19 protein-coding genes and 1 tRNA gene are annotated in these 14,206 nt (G+C 67.6%); 9 read left to right on the forward strand and 11 right to left on the reverse strand.

All coding sequences use genetic code 11. The features are described from left to right. Positions 1-56: 56 nt before the first annotated feature. The gene (locus KXS11_RS00525; protein ID WP_437383478.1) at positions 57-1,730 is read right to left on the reverse strand and encodes an FAD-dependent oxidoreductase; all 1,674 of its coding nucleotides are present in this window, start codon (positions 1,728-1,730) and stop codon (positions 57-59) included. Between the two features lie 119 nt (positions 1,731-1,849). After that, positions 1,850-2,407, reverse strand: a complete 558-nt coding sequence (locus KXS11_RS00530; protein WP_437383479.1) for a TetR/AcrR family transcriptional regulator — start codon at positions 2,405-2,407, stop codon at positions 1,850-1,852. 191 nt (positions 2,408-2,598) lie between these two features. On the opposite strand from KXS11_RS00530, the gene KXS11_RS00535 reads away from it, so the two are divergent. The 3 genes from KXS11_RS00535 (at position 2,599) to KXS11_RS00545 (ending at position 5,613) form a co-directional block, all read left to right on the forward strand. After that, complete coding sequence (locus KXS11_RS00535) at positions 2,599-3,654, forward strand: zinc-dependent alcohol dehydrogenase (protein WP_437383481.1); 1,056 nt, start codon at positions 2,599-2,601, stop codon at positions 3,652-3,654. A gap of 10 nt (positions 3,655-3,664) precedes the next feature. Next, positions 3,665-4,432, forward strand: coding sequence for an SDR family NAD(P)-dependent oxidoreductase (locus KXS11_RS00540; RefSeq protein ID WP_437384115.1), 768 nt, complete (start codon positions 3,665-3,667; stop codon positions 4,430-4,432). A gap of 284 nt (positions 4,433-4,716) precedes the next feature. Continuing rightward, positions 4,717-5,613, forward strand: coding sequence for an alpha/beta hydrolase (locus KXS11_RS00545; protein ID WP_437383483.1), 897 nt, complete (start codon positions 4,717-4,719; stop codon positions 5,611-5,613). Here KXS11_RS00545 and KXS11_RS00550 read toward each other — a convergent pair. Then, positions 5,572-5,970: a hypothetical protein gene (locus KXS11_RS00550; protein WP_437383485.1), complete on the reverse strand. Its 399-nt coding sequence runs from the start codon at positions 5,968-5,970 to the stop codon at positions 5,572-5,574. The two genes, KXS11_RS00545 and KXS11_RS00550, sit on opposite strands and share 42 nt — an antisense overlap. 21 nt (positions 5,971-5,991) lie before the next feature. Here KXS11_RS00550 and KXS11_RS00555 point away from each other — a divergent pair. After that, positions 5,992-6,081: transfer RNA gene (locus KXS11_RS00555), tRNA-Ser, on the forward strand. Positions 6,082-6,214: 133 nt separating this feature from the next. On the opposite strand, the gene KXS11_RS00560 is transcribed toward KXS11_RS00555, so the two are convergent. The 3 genes from KXS11_RS00560 to KXS11_RS00570 form a co-directional block, all read right to left on the reverse strand. Next, a complete protein-coding gene (locus KXS11_RS00560) occupies positions 6,215-6,892 on the reverse strand; it encodes a hypothetical protein (protein WP_437383486.1) in 678 nt (225 codons plus the stop codon). Between the two features lie 92 nt (positions 6,893-6,984). Next, on the reverse strand, positions 6,985-7,302 hold the full coding sequence (locus KXS11_RS00565; RefSeq protein WP_437383488.1) for an ArsR/SmtB family transcription factor: 318 nt from the start codon (positions 7,300-7,302) through the stop codon (positions 6,985-6,987). Continuing rightward, the gene (locus KXS11_RS00570) at positions 7,299-7,781 is read right to left on the reverse strand and encodes an SRPBCC domain-containing protein (RefSeq protein WP_437383490.1); all 483 of its coding nucleotides are present in this window, start codon (positions 7,779-7,781) and stop codon (positions 7,299-7,301) included. The genes KXS11_RS00565 and KXS11_RS00570 overlap by 4 nt, the downstream gene beginning before the upstream one ends. Before the next feature lie 110 nt (positions 7,782-7,891). On the opposite strand from KXS11_RS00570, the gene KXS11_RS00575 reads away from it, so the two are divergent. From KXS11_RS00575 to KXS11_RS00585, 3 genes are all read left to right on the forward strand, one after another. After that, on the forward strand, positions 7,892-8,146 hold the full coding sequence (locus KXS11_RS00575; protein ID WP_437383492.1) for a DUF1653 domain-containing protein: 255 nt from the start codon (positions 7,892-7,894) through the stop codon (positions 8,144-8,146). A gap of 11 nt (positions 8,147-8,157) precedes the next feature. Continuing rightward, positions 8,158-8,646: an SRPBCC family protein gene (locus KXS11_RS00580; RefSeq protein ID WP_437383494.1), complete on the forward strand. Its 489-nt coding sequence runs from the start codon at positions 8,158-8,160 to the stop codon at positions 8,644-8,646. Between the two features lie 108 nt (positions 8,647-8,754). Then, positions 8,755-9,132: a hypothetical protein gene (locus KXS11_RS00585; protein WP_437383496.1), complete on the forward strand. Its 378-nt coding sequence runs from the start codon at positions 8,755-8,757 to the stop codon at positions 9,130-9,132. On the opposite strand, the gene KXS11_RS00590 is transcribed toward KXS11_RS00585, so the two are convergent. After that, positions 9,114-9,449 (reverse strand): DUF7882 family protein, encoded by a 336-nt coding sequence (locus tag KXS11_RS00590; RefSeq protein WP_437383498.1) that lies wholly within the window; start codon positions 9,447-9,449, stop codon positions 9,114-9,116. The genes KXS11_RS00585 and KXS11_RS00590 overlap by 19 nt on opposite strands. Before the next feature lie 71 nt (positions 9,450-9,520). Here KXS11_RS00590 and KXS11_RS00595 point away from each other — a divergent pair, with 71 nt between their 5' ends. Then, positions 9,521-9,877, forward strand: coding sequence for a DUF6804 family protein (locus KXS11_RS00595; protein WP_437383500.1), 357 nt, complete (start codon positions 9,521-9,523; stop codon positions 9,875-9,877). Positions 9,878-9,943: 66 nt separating this feature from the next. Beyond that, positions 9,944-11,227, forward strand: coding sequence for an FAD-binding protein (locus KXS11_RS00600; RefSeq protein WP_437383502.1), 1,284 nt, complete (start codon positions 9,944-9,946; stop codon positions 11,225-11,227). Between the two features lie 134 nt (positions 11,228-11,361). Here the strand turns inward: KXS11_RS00600 and KXS11_RS00605 are convergent, their stop codons facing one another. The 4 genes from KXS11_RS00605 to KXS11_RS00620 form a co-directional block, all read right to left on the reverse strand. Beyond that, entirely contained in the window at positions 11,362-12,024 is a 663-nt protein-coding gene (locus KXS11_RS00605; protein ID WP_437383504.1) for a pentapeptide repeat-containing protein, read from the reverse strand. Positions 12,025-12,107: 83 nt separating this feature from the next. After that, complete coding sequence (locus KXS11_RS00610; RefSeq protein ID WP_437383505.1) at positions 12,108-12,395, reverse strand: hypothetical protein; 288 nt, start codon at positions 12,393-12,395, stop codon at positions 12,108-12,110. A 4-nt stretch (positions 12,396-12,399) separates the two neighbouring features. Next, on the reverse strand, positions 12,400-12,654 hold the full coding sequence (locus tag KXS11_RS00615) for a putative acetyltransferase (protein WP_437383507.1): 255 nt from the start codon (positions 12,652-12,654) through the stop codon (positions 12,400-12,402). 27 nt (positions 12,655-12,681) lie between these two features. Next, positions 12,682-14,175, reverse strand: a complete 1,494-nt coding sequence (locus KXS11_RS00620) for an SDR family NAD(P)-dependent oxidoreductase (protein ID WP_437383509.1) — start codon at positions 14,173-14,175, stop codon at positions 12,682-12,684. Between the last annotated feature and the right edge of the window lie 31 nt (positions 14,176-14,206).

Genomic DNA, 14,206 nt, shown 5'->3' on the forward strand with positions numbered 1-14,206 from the left:
GAGCCCGCTCTGGCGAGTGTGCGTCCTCCGTCCGGCCTCGAGGAACGCCGTCGTGTTCAGTCCGCGTCGTGTGGATTCGCCGCATGACGGGCTGCGAGATAGCCGAACGCGAGGGCGTAGGAGATGCTGGCCCCTGCGCCGAAGTAGGAGCGTCCAAGCACCGTCGCGGTGGTGTTGCCGGTTGCGTACAGACCGGGGATGGGCAGGTCGTCGACCCCGAGGACCCGCGCATGTTCGTCGGTGACCAGGCCGCCGCCGGTGCCCGCATCCGCGGGGTAGATCTCGTACGCGTAGAACGGGCCCTTCTCGAGGGGGCCGAGGGCCGGGTTCGGCTTGTGGCCCGGGTCTCCCATCGACCGGTCGTAGTTCGATGCGCCGCGTCCGAAAGCCGGGTCGCGGCCCTCGCGAGCGTGCTCGTTGAAGGTGTCCACGGTTCGTCGAAGCGTCGCCGGTTCCGCGCCGATCAGCGCAGCGAGCTCCTCGAGCGAGTCCGCGCGTCGTACCCAACCCCGCTTCAACCACTCCTTCGGCATGGCTCCTGGAAGGCCGACCCCGCTGGAGTAGCGTGCCCGGTACGCGTCGTCGAAGATCGACCAGCATGGCACCGACTTGGCCGCGTACATGGCTTTGGCGACGTCGATCATCGACGTCGATTCGTTGACGAATCGTTCGCCGCTTCGGCTGACAAGAATTGCCCCAGGTCGCTGTCGTGCTTGCCCCAGGGTGGAGACGCCCAGCGCGGTCTGCGTCGACGGCAACCACCAGGCAACGTCCAGCAGATCTGTCTTCGCGCCCAACGCCATCGCCATCCGCATGACCTCCCCGGTGTCGCCCGGGTTGGCGGTGCTCCACTGCCCGTCGTTCGGCATCGCTCCGCTGTACTCGTGCCGCATCCGGGCGTTGCGTGCGAAGCCTCCGGCGGCCAGGAGCACGCCCTGGCGCGCCCGCACGGTGACGAGTTCCCCTCGGTGCTTGATGCGGGCACCGACGACCCGCCCGTTCTCGACGAGGAGCTCTTCGAGTGGCGAGTCGGTCCACACCGGAGTGTTCTCACGGAGGCAGATATTCAGCATCTGCCCGATCAAGCCGGCTCCATTTGTCCAGAGATCCTGTCCCAGGAGTCGGGACCCGAATGTCCGGATGCCGATCCGGACTGCACTGAGCAGTGGCCCGAGGGCGCGATTGAAGAACTGCACCGATCGCATCTCGTTGGTCTTCAGCACCAACCCGATGTGTGTGGCCATGCCCGGGACCACCCGGGACCGCCATGGGCCGAGTCGTTTCGCGTTCCAAGGCTTGGATTCGATGGACCGCCCCCGGGCGACACCGCCGGGTGCCGTGTCGAAATAGTCGCTGTATCCATCGCTGTACGCCAGTTGAACGCCCTCACGGCGAAGGAGGCTCACCACTTCGTTGCCGGCGGTGACAAAGGCCCGGCGCCGGGTGAGGCTCGTCGGCAGGGTCGGCTCACCGAGAAGCGACTCCATGTAGACCATTGCGTTCTCGGTCGAGTCCGGAACGCCCTGGGCCGTCATGAGTTCGTTGGCGGGCACCCAGAGCATGCCTCCGGACATCGCCGTCGATCCGCCGACCGCCGATTCCTTCTCGACGACCAACGTATCCAGTCCTGCGTCCTTCGCGGCGATTGCGGCCGCGAGCCCCCCGCCACCAGAACCCACGATCAGGAAGTCGACAGTGAGTGATCCCGTTCCGGCGGATGGTCTGGTCATCTCGAACACTCTGCTCCCCTGTCGGGGCACGCTGTCCGGGCCCCATCGAATAAGCGTGCACTGGCGCACGCTTAGTCGATGTTAGGGTCCCGAGGTTGAGACTGCCTGGCAGTTTCCGGTCAGGCGAACAGTGCGCGGTGGATCAACGCGCGGGCGTCGCGGAGTTGTCGCTCCCTCGCTGCTCGACGCGGCACGTCCAAGACGCCCGCGAACAGGGGAAATGCCAGCATGACGTCGGAGAGTTGTGTGTCGGGGTGGACGACGCCCGACCTCAGGGCGCGCTCGAGCAATGGGGTGAAGCTGGACTCCGTGCGTTCGGACAGCGCCTCCAGCCATTCGAGGCCCTCGCCAGACAGTGCGCCAACGAAGATCTGGTTCTCCTGCTGCATGTCGAGCACGAAGTCGAGCAGTCCGACAATGCCCGCTTCCTCGTCCCTCAGTGCTTCCGCTCGTTGTTCGATGCGTGCGACGCTCTCCTCGTAGACGCTCGCAGCGAGCTCTTCTCGGCTCGAGAAATTCCGGTAGAGCGTCATTCGACTGACCCCCGCAGCGCGTGCGACTTCCTCGAGTGCGACGTCGATCCCTTGAGTGGCGAACACCTCCCGGGCCGCCCGCAGGAGGCTCTCGCGATTCTCGGCGCCATCTCGCCGCATCGGCTTGGAACGGGTCTCAGGCATGCCCGAATACTATCGGCCGCTCTGCAGGGAAGCGTCCCAGCTCGCGCGATCGGGCATCCGTTCGGCACTGCACGACGAATAAACGTTCATTAGTGTACGTTTATTGCGGACGCGGCGGCGGGCGACTCTGGCGTCGCTGTCGGCGCTCCACTGCACGTGCGCCACCCGCGTTGAAGAGAAAGAGGCACGCCATGAAGAGCGTCTTCGTCACTGGTCCGGGAATGCTGGAGATCCTGGAGGTCCCGACCCCGGTCGCGGGCCCCCGTGATCTGCTCGTTCAGGTCAAGGCCTGCGGCATCTGTGGCGCGGACCCCCATTCGCTTCACAGCGGCGGCGTGATCCCCGGTGCGCCACGGACCGCGATCGGACACGAGCCGGCCGGAGAAGTCCTGGAGGTCGGCAGCGATGTCGACGGCGTGAAAGTGGGAGACCACATCGTGATCGACCCTACTCAGGTCGACGACGCGATCGTCGGCGGGGGTGGACCCCAAGGGGCGCTGAGTGAGGTTCTCGTCGTGCGCGGGGCCCAGGAGGGCAAGAACTTCTCCGTTATCCCCGACCATGTTCCCTGGCACGTCGCCGCCCTGGCCGAGCCGTTGGCGGTCGCGCGCCGTGCTGTCGACAAGACCGGTCCGCGGCCTGAGCATCGTGTGATCGTGTTCGGTGCAGGCCCGGTCGGACTCGGAGCGCTGCTCGCCTTCAAGCACTATGGCGTGGCGCATGTCGTGGTCGCCGATGTTCAGCCCAGCAGGCTGAAGACGGCCCTTCTGCTGGGCGCGGACGCCGTGATTGACTCGAGCGCGGAGGATGTGCGCACGCGGTTGGTGGAGCTGCACGGAGAGGCCACCGACGCGTTCGGGCGCTCTGGCCTTCCTGCAACCGACATCTATCTCGATGCCGCAGGCGTGCCAGCCGTCGCCAACACCGTGTTCGCCGGGCCGAAGCTCGGTGCGGTCTTCGGGGTCGTCGCGATCTACCACGAGCCCATCGAGGTCGACTTCCAGATGCTCATTCCGTCCGAACTCACCATCGTGCACTCGATGGGTCATCCCGACGGAGAGATGTTCGCCGTGGCCGAGGACATCGCTGCGAACACCGACAAGTACGCGCTGATCGTCAGCGATGTACTCCCGCTGGCCGAGGCGGCCGCGGCAGTCGACCTCGCTGGTCGTCCTGCCGATGCCCGCAAAGTCGTCGTCACCTTCGACGAGGCCGAGCCGGTCACTCACCGATACCCCAACCGATAGGAATACACCCATGGAAGGTCTCTCAGGCAAGGTCATCGTCTTCGCAGGAGCCGGAGGAATCGCAACTGCGACCGCATCGCTGCTTGGCGCCGGTGGCGCGACGGTGGTCGTGAGCGATGTCGTCCTCAGCTCAGCGGAGCACACTGTGCAGGCGTGCAAAGACGCCGGTGGAGATGGAATCGCCACGGTCGCCGACATCTCTGACGAAACGCAGGTGAAGGCGCTCGTCGATCTCGCGATCGGCACCTATGGGCGCATCGACGGTCTCTTCAATGTCGCGGCGAACATCGGACCGGAGGACGTCGCGCAGGATACGAACGTCGTCGACATCGACGTCGCTGCATGGCAACGCGCACTCGACGTGAACCTGACTGGTTACATGCTCACCAGCAAGCACGTCGTTCCGCACATCATCGCTGCTGGCGGTGGCTCGGTGGTCAACACGATCTCCGACGCGGTCTACGCCGGGATGGAAGTGAATGTCGCTTACCAGGCCACCAAGGCAGGCATCAGCGCAATGACCCGTCACATTGCCCGCAAATACGGGAAAGACCGCGTCAGAGCCAACAGCGTGGCGCCCGGCCTGGTTCTGACTGAGCAGACGAAGCGCACCATGCCGGAGGGGTACGCCGACATCATCCTGTCCACGACCCCTTCGTGGCGTCATGGTGAACCGCGCGACCTCGGTGCGATGGTCGCGTTCCTCCTCTCCGATCACGCGGAGTGGGTGACCGGCCAAGTGATCAACGTCGACGGTGGAGTCGTCATGCGCGCGTGACCTGGTTTCGTTCTGGAGAGGGCGTACCGAAGTGATGAGTGGTGTCGTCACACCCCTGGCGTCTTCGTTGAAGCGCTGAGGCAGGCTCGCGAGGAGCGGAAGGACGTACGACCGAGGGCGGATTCCAGCGATTGACGGCGTTCGGTGGCGCACCCCGCGCTAATGGTGCAGTAGTGTACGTTTAGAACCTCAGCGATTAGGAGCAGACAATGCCGTCACTCAGCAACTCAGAATCGATCCTGCGTCCCCCGTACGATCCCGGTGTCGCCGCGGCCCTCGCGACGATGCAAGAGGGCACGATCTTCGCGCCGCTGACGCTCGACTCGATTCCGACGATGCGTCAGTACTCCGTACCAGAGGACATCAGCGGCTTCGATCTGGAACGGATCGAACATGTCATTTCCGGCTTCGAGGGCGCTGAGCTGCAAGTGACCGTCCTGCGGCGCCGCGACCACGCGGGCCCTGGACCGGGGATCCTCCACCTTCACGGAGGTGGTCTGGTCATGGGCACGCGCATGACCGGTATTTCACTGGTAGCCCCTTGGGTGGCCGAACATGACGCGGTAGCTGCGACGGTCGAGTACCGGCTGGCGCCGGAGCATCCTGACCCCGTGCCCGTGGAGGACTGCTATGCCGCGCTCCTGTGGCTTGCAGAGAACGCACGTGACCTGGGCGTTGATCCCGGGAGGCTGCTCGTCGTCGGAGCGAGCGCCGGGGGTGGTCTCGCTGCAGGCGTCGCCCTGCTCGCACGAGACCGAAGCGGCCCGCCGATTCTCGGACTCTCGTTGGTGTGCCCAATGCTCGATGATCGGGACGAGACCGTCTCCACCCGGCAGTTCGAAGGTATGGGGCTGTGGGATCGAGGCAGCAACCTCGTCGGCTGGACGGCGCTCCTGGGAGACCGTCGCGGAACCGAAGACGTTTCGCCGTACGCGGCGCCCGCGCGGGCCACAGATCTGACGGGGTTCCCCTCGACCTTTCTCGATGCAGGATCGGCCGAGGTCTTTCGCGACGAGACCGTCGCGTTCGCCTCGCGACTGTGGCGTGACGGCGTCGCCGCTGAATTGCACATCTGGCCCGGTGGCACACACGGTTGGGATGCTCTCATCCCGGGCTCGACGCTTGCCGGTCAGGCTGCGTCAGCACGGAACTCGTGGGCCTCTCGGCTGCTCGCCGGCTGAGTAGTCCTCGGCGCGGTCACGGTGAACGTGAGCGATCCAGTCCAGATCGCCGCAGGCACGCACGGTACTGCCCGGAAATCGGAAGCGGCGGCTCAACGTGCCTGCGCTGATGCCTGGGGAGTTGACGACGTTGTCGGCGATGGTCAGTCCTGACGCGAACGCATTGGCACCCCAGACCCACCACCGGGTGCCGGTGCAGTCGTCGATGACGTTGGCCGCGATGGTGAGTCCGGAGGAGGACTGGTCGGTGTACAGCGGATTTCCCTGTGACGCACCGCCTGTGTGTTCGATGAGGTTGTGCGAGCTGGAGGATCCTGGCTGCGCGCCGAGCGTGTAGATCGCACCGCCGTCGTGCATCTTCCCATTACACTCGATCCCGGTACCGTGTCCGAGCGGCCGAAGGTGCAACTCTCGAAAAGTTGTGTGCTTGAAAGAGCACCGTGGGTTCAAATCCCACCGGTACCGCCAGCAACCCCCTCCATCCCCTGGAAACAGCGGGACGGAGGGGGTTTCTTCGTGCGTGTGCGGGCAGGCGATCCGCGCCGGGGCAGGGAGAGAGTCGGCCCGCGGGTGTCCTGCACCTCGCGCGGATCTCCGGCGCTCAGGGAGCGTCCTGGAGCTCCAGCCCGATCTCCGTGAGGGCGTCGTCGACGAAGGTGAAACGGAGCAGGGCGCCATCGACTGCGTGGAGGTCGTGCTCCCCGGCGAGGGGTGGGCCGAGGCGGTCCAGCACGTCGGCCCGGGTGCTGCCCGGGCCCAGCCCACCGACCAGTGTGCGCGGGCGCGGGTGCGCACCGTCGCCCACGAGGCGGAACACCAGGCGCTCGCGAGCCTCCGAGTCGCTCTGCTCCTGCGCCGAACCGCCTGCCAGCCCGCGCGAGACGGCACGGAGCTGGCTGTCCGCCGGGGTGCCGAGCGCGTCGACGTGGTGCCAGATCTCGCCATCGAACGGCGGAGGGACCGCACGGGTGCTCGCTCGCACGAACCGCTCGGGCTGCCACCGTCCGCCGGCGGGCATGAACAGCAGCCGGTCGGGGTGCTGCCCGTGCCAGGCCTCCGTCACGAACTGCCGGGTCGAGGTCATGCTCCCGAAGGCGTCGTCGTACTGCTCGTCGCTCAGGGCGAACAGGGCGTCGGCCGAACCGTGCCCGACCTGCTGGTCGATGCCGATCCACCCCTGGCCGCTGGTGAGCTCGATCCCGATGCTCGGGTGCGTCGCGACCTCGACGAAGCATCGGGTGTCAGGCTGGTCGGCCCCGGACATCGTGCGTTTCGCCATGTGTGCGTCCCCTCGTGCAGTGGCGTCCGCCAGCCTCTTGGTTGCCGCATTCTGGCCAGAATCGCGGCATGCTGGAGCGGACTTGAACAAGTTCAGAGTGATTCTGCGATGCGCTTGATCGCGGCGAGGCGGCGCTCCCACTCGCTACCGATCGCATCGAGACGCTTGGCTGTCTCGGTCAGCTGCGTGCCGATCACGCGGAAGCGGAGCTCGCGCCCGACTCGCAAGGACTCCACGAGGCCGACCGCCTCGAGGATGCCGAGATGCTTCGCGATGGCCTGGCGCGTGATCGGGAGGCGCTCGGCGAGGGTGGATGCAGAGGCATCGCCCGCGCCGAGCGCTTCGAGAATGCTCCACCTGGTCTCGTCGCCGAGCGCGGCGAACACGGGGATCATGGTCTCGGATGTCACGCGGGCCCTTCCAGGAGGGCGACGAGTTCGTCCAGCTCGGAGGTCCATCCGTCGCGGTGGCTCGTGAGGTTCGCCGAGGGGTCCGAGGTCGTCTCGAAACCGGTCTCCAGGACGTGCAGCTGCGTGCCGCCCTCGATCGCTTCGAGCGTGAAGGTGAACACGGTGGAGTGCGCGTCGTCGATCGTGGCGGGCACGACGTCGAGCGAGTCGTCGCCGCACCAGCGATAGGTGACGCTTCGTGGCGCGTCCATCGCCTCGACGCGGAACGGGATCGAGCCGTGGTCCGGCCACGAGAGCGTGCCCTCCGCGCCGACTCCCGAACCCTGCAGAGCGGCCTCGCCGAACCACAGTGAGATGAGGGTGGGTTCCGTCACCGCTGCCCAGACGCGGTCGAGCGGGGCGTCAATGCGAATCGTGCGGCGGACGGCGAACGCGTCCTCCTCGATCGTGGCGTCGGGGTTGGTGGTCATGTGTTCCATGATGTTCCTTTCGCGTGCTTCAAGCAACCGTCTGGTTGCTTGAGAGTAGCGTAAACTGCAACTGTTGAGTTGCACAAGTGTTGCGCTCCAGGCCTGGATAGACTCTCGACATGAACGAGCAGCCCCAGTCGACGAGCTCCGAGGATGCCGACTTCGGGGTGCAACCCGGCTGGTACCGCCATTTCAAGGGGTCGCTCTACGAGGTCATCGGTGTCGGACGCCACAGCGAGACCGAGGAACCCTACGTGTTCTACCGGACGTCGACGACGCCGCCCACCTCTTGGGTCCGCCCGCTCGCGATGTTCGTCGAGCCCGTCGCGCGCGACGGCTACGAGGGACCGCGCTTCGCACGCGTCACAGACTGAAGGAGCACCGCATGTCCGAGCACGATGAACAGCCCACACCGGCGGACCCCCGTGACCTGCTCGTCGAGCGGATCATCCGCGCTCCGCGTGCGGCGGTCTGGGCTGCATGGGCCGACCCCGCGACGCTGTCCAAGTGGTGGGTTCCGGCTCCCGCCGTGTGTCGGGTGATCGAACTCGAGCTGTCCGCGGGGGGCTCGTTCCGCACCGAGTTCAGTGAAGACGGAGCGGAGTTCGGGCCGCAGATCACCGGATGCGTGCTCGAGGTCGTGCCGGAGCAACGGCTCGTGTGGACGACAGCGCTCGTCGCCGGTTGGCGTCCCGCGCAGCAGCCGTTCATCACCGCGGTCATCGAGCTCGAAGACCACCCGGATGGCACGAGGTACCGGGCCACCGCGCTCCACAGCGACCTCGCACAGCGCGACATGCACCTGGAGCTCGGCTTCCACGCCGGCTGGGGCATCGTCACTGAGCAACTCGCCGCACTCGTCGAAGCCGCCTGAGCACTGCCGAGCCTCGGGCACCCTGGCGCGGTCCTGCAGCGCCCGCTACAGTCGGTGCATCGCGGTCCGGTCGCAGGCGATCGCGTCGATGTCGAGAGGGGACGCAGCATGGCGAAACGACCAGGAGGAGTGACACTCGTCGCGGTGATCGTGTGGATCCAAGGATTCCTGAGCGCATTCGGCGGGGCGCTCCTCATGATCGGCGCGAACACGCCCAACGGTTCGATGTCCGGGTTCAGCATCATCGGGCTCGCCTCGCTCATCCTCGGCGTGGTGACGATCATCGTCGGCGTCGGCCTGCTCCGGGGGAGCCGCACCGCCCGCGTGCTCACCACCCTCGTGCTGGTGCTCTCGATCGCGAGCGCCGTCTACGCGATGGTCACGACCGGGAACGTCGCCACGCAGCTCATCAGCGTGCTGCTCGCGGTCATCGGCCTCATCCTGCTCTACACGAAGGCCGCGTCCGACTACTTCCGGTCGACCTGAGTCTGCGCGGGCGGTGTCGCCGCTGCCGCCGGTTCCGGGACGACGACCATGCCGCCCGGGGTGTAGGACGTGTCGAGCAACGCCGACACCCAGTCATGGTTGATCCGCGGCTCCGCCTGTGTGAACACGAACTGCAACGGAACCGCCGACGCGATCCACAGACTCACCCGCCCACCGCCGTCAGCCGGCTCCTTCGTCCACTCCAGGTAGAACGACTCCTGACGGCGGAGCTTGTTGCCGATCGCGGCCTTGAGGTGCGCGAGCGTGCGGTCGTCGAAGTCGTAATGACTGTTGGTGCCGTAGATGAGAACCCCCATGCCCTGATTCTGCCCCACGGCTGCTCGGGAGCGGCGCGGCCACGCCCCGACGCGACGCGTAAACTCGGGGGATGCCGAGTCCGACCCCAGCCCCAGCCCCAGCACCCTTCACGCTCCGACCCGCGCTCATCCCCGGGATCTTCGGCGCGATCGCGCTCATGCTCGGACTCGCGCTGCTCGAGGTCGACGCGTTCACGATCGTCCGGTTCGTCGTGAGCATCCTCGCACTCATCATGGCTGTGTTCGCCTGGCAGGCGAAGCAGTGTTGGTGGATGGTCCCCACCATCCTCGTCGCCATCGTCTGGAACCCGGTGTTCCCGCTCCCGTTCAGCGGCGTCGGATGGATCATCGCCCAGTTCGTCGGCGGTGTCGTGTTCGTCGCCGTCGGCATCCTGCTGCAGAACAAGCACACCACGCCGGCCGCCTGAGCGGAAACGTTTCGAGTTCACCGCTCGACACCACGGCCGCGGCGCGCCTCTGGCAAGCTGCTGAGCATGACGCTTGAACGCAACTGGGCCGGCACGCACACCTTCGCGGCCCCTCGCATCGTGAACGCCGCTTCGGTCGACGAGGTCCGGGCACTCGTGGGCGGTGCCGCCCGCACGGGAGGCCGGGTCCGCGCGCTGGGGACGCGGCACTCGTTCACCGACCTCGCCGACTCCGACGGAACGCTGGTCACGGTCATCGACATCCCGGCCGACCCGGTGCTCGACGAAGCAGCCGGTACGGTGACGATCGGCGCCGGTACCCGGTACGGCATCGCTGCCGCCTGGTTGGCCGAGCGGGGGCTCGCGCTGCACAACATGGGCTCGCTCCCGCACATCTCCATCGGCGGCGCGATCGCGACCGGTACTCACGGCTCGGGGAACGGCAACGGAATCCTGTCCACCGCCGTGAGCGGGCTCGACTACGTGGACGCGCAGGGCGACCTCGTGCACGCGCGCCGCGGCGACCCCGGCTTCGACGGGCTCGTCGTCGGACTCGGTGCGTACGGGGTCGTCGTGCGGGTGACGCTTGACGTGCAACCCGCGTACCGGGTACGCCAAGACGTGTTCCGCGATGTGCCGTGGGACGCGGTGCTCGCCGACTTCGAGGCGGCGACCGGTGCCGCGTACAGCGTGAGCATCTTCACGAACTGGCTGGGCGACACCATCGAGCAGGTCTGGTGGAAGACGCGGCTGACGCCCGGCGACGACACGATGCCCGAAGTGCCCGATTCGTGGCTCGAGGCGGACCGGGATCCGCTCACCGCTGGCAACCTCGTCGAGACCGATCCGAACAACCTCACGCTGCAGGGTGGCGTGCCCGGGGAATGGTGGGAGCGGCTGCCGCACTTCCGGCTGGAGTCGACTCCGAGCAACGGCGACGAGATCCAGACCGAGTACTTCATCGATCGTGCCGACGGGCCGGCGGCGATCGCTGCGTTACGGGCACTCGGTGAGCGCATCGCCCCGCTGCTGCTCGTCACCGAGCTGCGTACGGCTGCAGCCGACAAGCTGTGGCTGAGCGGTGCGTACCACCGCGACATGCTGGCCGTGCACTTCACCTGGCGGAACCTGCCGGAGGAGGTTCATGCGGTGCTGCCGGCGATCGAGGAGGCCCTGGCTCCATTCGGCGCCCGGCCGCACTGGGGCAAGCTCAATCTGTTGAGCGCCGAGCGCATCGCCGAGGTGAGCCCGCGCGTTGCCGACGCCCGTGACCTCTTCGAGCGCCTCGACCCGGCCGGTACCTTCTCGAACGCCCACCTCGAGCGCATCGGCGTGCGTCGCCCCCGCTGACCCGTCCCTGGGCCAGCGCGGTGCGGCCGACCACGCGCGGGGCAGTGACACGAGCGCGGGTCTCCGGAGGGGCGCGCTCGCGCTGGTACGGCGCGCTGGGTCCAGCGCACCGCGCTGGCAGCCGGCAGGACTGATCAGTCTTGGACGCGGATGCCGAACTGCTCGGCGAACATGGCCGCGAGCTCGGCGACCTGGAACGAGGTCATGGTGGCCCCGCGGAGGTGTTCGAGACCGGCGATGCGGCGCAGCTCCAGGGAACGGAGGTCGACGTCCGTGAGCTTCGCGCGGGTCACATCGAGACTGTTGAGCGTGCAGTTGACGAAGGAGACCCGTGTCGCCGTCGCGTCGGCCAGATCGAGCTCGTCGATCGCACAGTCGGTGAACAGCACGTCCTGCAGGACGGCCCCACGGAGGTTCACGAAACCGAGCTTCGAATGCGACACGTGCACCGACTGCCAGTTCGCGTCGTAACTGTCGGCGGAACCGATGCGGGAGCCGTCGATCTCCACATCCCGTAGCCGGGCACGCGGCGTCAGGAAGATCGGGGCGTTCAGACGCTCGATGCGGGTGTCGAGGAACGACGCCGCGCGGAAGTCCGTCTGGTGCGCGGTGACCTCCGTGAGGAGGGACTCCGACACCGTGATGCCAGCGAGATCGCGGTGCGACAGGTCCAGATCGGTGAGCCGCAGACCCTCGATGCTCCCGTGCGCCTCGAGCGCAGACTCCTCGCCGTCGGTGAGATCGATGAGGCGCACGGCGTCGAGCCGCGGGGCCGTGGTTCCAGTGCGCTTCGCCATGCGGAGGCCTCCCGGGTGCTGGTGCTCATGGTCTGTGTGCGATCAGCCTAGAGCCGCCCACAGACGCGGCTCCGAGCGCGCCCTCAGGCGGTTGTGATCCGACCGGGGCCGAAGCCGAGCCACGGCGCGTGGTAGACGAGGGCGGTGTCGACACCCGTGCGCAGCGTGGTTCTGGCAGCGCCGAACCGCCAGACGCGGTTGTACAGGAACACTTCGAAGTCGACTTCGGACGAGGGCAGCTGCCAGCTCCCGACGCCCCACTGCGCCGGCTGCCCGCGGCCGTCGAACACGACCGTCGGTCGCTGCCAGGCTCCGTACCAGGGGCGCCGCAGGGTGACCTCGACCCGGTGCGCCGCAGCTTCGTTGCTCATCGCCTCAGCCTACGGGGCGTCGACGAGTGCGCGGGGCCGGGGCCGGAGGCACCGGTTTCGCCGCGATGACCGACGTGAAGTGGACCTCCACCGCGCCGCGCTTCGTCTCGACGGTGCAGCCTGTCGCGGTGCGTGCGGACAACTCACCGAGCGCGTCGGTCGCCCCGGCCTCGGCGTCGTCCGGCAGTGCGTAGCGGACGACGACGCGGGTACCGAGCGGCGCGTCGCGGAGGAAGTCGACCGCGGGCGAGCCGATCATGGCGTCACCGTCACCGACCGCTCGCGCTCACCACGAGCTCGGACGGTAGTCCTTGAGGAAGACGCCGAAGAGGTTCTCGCCGGCTTCGCCGCGCACGATGGGATCGTAGACCCGGGCCGCGCCGTCGACGAGGTCGAGCGGAGCGTGGAAACCCTCCTCGGCCAGACGCACCTTCGTGGGGTGCGGGCGTTCATCGGTGATCCACCCCGTGTCGACACTCGTCATGAGGATGCCGTCGGTCTCGAACATCTCGCGGGCGCTCGTTCGCGTGAGCATGTTGAGCGCGGCCTTCGCCATGTTCGTGTGCGGGTGCCCCGGGCCCTTGTAACCGCGACCGAAGACACCCTCCATGGCGGAGACGTTGACGACGTAGGTGCGCTCGAAGTCGGAGGCGACCATCGCCGACCGGAGTCGGCTGATGAGGATGAACGGAGCGGTCGCGTTCGCGAGCTGCACCTCGAGCATCTCGATGGGCTCGACCTGCTCGACGTTCTGCACCCAGCTGTTGCTGTGGTCGACGTCGGGGACGAGGCCGCCGGCGTCGATCGCCGTGCCGGCAGCCAGACGCTCGAGCGACGACGAACCCGCCGTCATCGCCGCTTCCGTGAGGGCGTCGGCCTTGGCGGCTGCGGCAGCGAGGATCGGGTGGGCCGAGACGGAGGCTGCGAGCGACAGCGGGTGGGCGTCGTTCGTGTGGCCGAAGGTGACGAGTTCCGGCAGCGGACCGTCGGGCAGGGGAGCGAGTTCGGCGTCGACGAGCGGCTGGTACGCGCCCTTCGTGCGGCGCACCGTCTGGGCGGCGTTGTTGATGAGGATGTCGAGCGGGCCCTGTTCGGCGACCGAGTCGGCGAGCGCGATGACCTGCGCCGGGTCGCGGAGGTCGATGCCGACGACACGCAGGCGGTGGAGCCAGTCGCCGGAGTCGGGTAGCGCGCTGAAGCGGCGGACGGCGTCGCGCGGGAACCGCGTGGTGATCGTGGTGTGGGCGCCGTCGCGGAGGAGACGCAGCGCGATGTACATGCCGATCTTCGCGCGGCCGCCGGTGAGGAGCGCACGTTTGCCGGTGAGGTCGGTGCGGGCGTCGCGCTTGGCGTGGCTCATGGCGGCGCAGGCCGGGCAGAGCTGGTGGTAGAAGGCGTCGACGGTGGTGTACGGCTGCTTGCAGATGTAGCAGTTGCGGGGCACGAGGAGTTCGCCGGCCGTCGGCGCCGTGGTCGTGGTCGCGAGCGGGATGCCCCGCGTCTCGTCGTCGATGCGGTCGGGGGCGCCAGTGGCGGTGGCGGCGATGACCGCGCGGTCGGCGTCGGCGATGCGCGCGCGGCGGTCGAGGCGGCGCTCCTTCTTCACCGCTTTGAACATCTTCGCGGTGGCCCGGCGCACCTGCAGGTAGTCGGGGTGCTCCTCGTCCATCGTCGCCATGTGCTGCAGGACGCGGAGGGTGGTCTCGAGATCGGTGGGGTCGATGCCCGCGTCGTCGCCGGGAGCGTGGTTCGTCGGCTCGTCGTGGGGGAGGGAGGTCATTGTTTCATTCTACGAGCCGCGCGAGGGGTGC

Origin of the sequence: Plantibacter flavus (assembly GCF_051487245.1) — a bacterium.
GTDB classification, from domain to species: domain Bacteria; phylum Actinomycetota; class Actinomycetes; order Actinomycetales; family Microbacteriaceae; genus Plantibacter; species Plantibacter flavus_B.

Excerpts from the sequence above, each read along its gene's own strand:
- KXS11_RS00590 (WP_437383498.1), bottom strand. The coding sequence starts at position 9,449 with ATGGGGGTTCTCATCTACGGCACCAACAGTCATTACGACTTCGACGAC.
- KXS11_RS00585 (WP_437383496.1), top strand. The coding sequence starts at position 8,755 with ATGGCGAAACGACCAGGAGGAGTGACACTCGTCGCGGTGATCGTGTGG.
- KXS11_RS00530 (WP_437383479.1), bottom strand. The coding sequence starts at position 2,407 with ATGCCTGAGACCCGTTCCAAGCCGATGCGGCGAGATGGCGCCGAGAAT.
- KXS11_RS00550 (WP_437383485.1), bottom strand. The coding sequence starts at position 5,970 with ATGCACGACGGCGGTGCGATCTACACGCTCGGCGCGCAGCCAGGATCC.
- KXS11_RS00560 (WP_437383486.1), bottom strand. The coding sequence starts at position 6,892 with ATGGCGAAACGCACGATGTCCGGGGCCGACCAGCCTGACACCCGATGC.
- KXS11_RS00605 (WP_437383504.1), bottom strand. The coding sequence starts at position 12,024 with ATGGCGAAGCGCACTGGAACCACGGCCCCGCGGCTCGACGCCGTGCGC.
- KXS11_RS00535 (WP_437383481.1), top strand. The coding sequence starts at position 2,599 with ATGAAGAGCGTCTTCGTCACTGGTCCGGGAATGCTGGAGATCCTGGAG.
- KXS11_RS00575 (WP_437383492.1), top strand. The coding sequence starts at position 7,892 with ATGAACGAGCAGCCCCAGTCGACGAGCTCCGAGGATGCCGACTTCGGG.
- KXS11_RS00610 (WP_437383505.1), bottom strand. The coding sequence starts at position 12,395 with ATGAGCAACGAAGCTGCGGCGCACCGGGTCGAGGTCACCCTGCGGCGC.
- KXS11_RS00525 (WP_437383478.1), bottom strand. The coding sequence starts at position 1,730 with ATGACCAGACCATCCGCCGGAACGGGATCACTCACTGTCGACTTCCTG.
- KXS11_RS00545 (WP_437383483.1), top strand. The coding sequence starts at position 4,717 with ATGCAAGAGGGCACGATCTTCGCGCCGCTGACGCTCGACTCGATTCCG.
- KXS11_RS00600 (WP_437383502.1), top strand. The coding sequence starts at position 9,944 with ATGACGCTTGAACGCAACTGGGCCGGCACGCACACCTTCGCGGCCCCT.
- KXS11_RS00620 (WP_437383509.1), bottom strand. The coding sequence starts at position 14,175 with ATGACCTCCCTCCCCCACGACGAGCCGACGAACCACGCTCCCGGCGAC.
- KXS11_RS00580 (WP_437383494.1), top strand. The coding sequence starts at position 8,158 with ATGTCCGAGCACGATGAACAGCCCACACCGGCGGACCCCCGTGACCTG.
- KXS11_RS00615 (WP_437383507.1), bottom strand. The coding sequence starts at position 12,654 with ATGATCGGCTCGCCCGCGGTCGACTTCCTCCGCGACGCGCCGCTCGGT.
- KXS11_RS00540 (WP_437384115.1), top strand. The coding sequence starts at position 3,665 with ATGGAAGGTCTCTCAGGCAAGGTCATCGTCTTCGCAGGAGCCGGAGGA.
- KXS11_RS00595 (WP_437383500.1), top strand. The coding sequence starts at position 9,521 with ATGCCGAGTCCGACCCCAGCCCCAGCCCCAGCACCCTTCACGCTCCGA.
- KXS11_RS00570 (WP_437383490.1), bottom strand. The coding sequence starts at position 7,781 with ATGGAACACATGACCACCAACCCCGACGCCACGATCGAGGAGGACGCG.